The organism is Stenotrophomonas sp. GbtcB23 (assembly GCF_019091045.1).
In the GTDB taxonomy this organism is placed as follows: domain Bacteria; phylum Pseudomonadota; class Gammaproteobacteria; order Xanthomonadales; family Xanthomonadaceae; genus Stenotrophomonas; species Stenotrophomonas rhizophila_A.
This window is the reverse complement of record NZ_JAGXKC010000264.1, coordinates 1-345: the sequence shown is the minus strand read 5'-3', so window position 1 is coordinate 345 and position 345 is coordinate 1. Positions and strand designations below refer to the sequence as shown.

Genomic DNA, 345 nt, shown 5'->3' with positions numbered 1-345 from the left:
TACCTAAAAAGACTGCGTCAAGGCCCTCCGTTTGTAGATGGTGGCTTCGAGATAGAGGACGCAACCCTAGCCAGCCAGCTGAACGAAGTGTTTGCGCTACAGATGGGTGACTGGGTGCAGTTCGATGGACACTCTTTGGACACGAATTTCAATGTTGAAGGCGAGGACGCGGATGGGAACCCGTTCTTCCAAACGATCACGAAGACGTGGTTGATAGTCGGCTACTTCGCGCTGGTGCGGCTCTGCTCTAGCTGGTGGCTCTCCTTCTCCACCAACTACAACGGAACCGAATTCAACGCGGCATGCGCAGAAAGCTTGCGAGAAAGGTCCGTTCGTGACCTCGTT

1 protein-coding gene is annotated in these 345 nt (G+C 54.2%); it reads left to right on the top strand.

What is annotated here, in order from left to right; genetic code table 11:
- A partial coding sequence (locus KVS69_RS19055) for a hypothetical protein (protein WP_217539531.1) occupies positions 1-345 on the top strand: 345 nt, incomplete at both ends.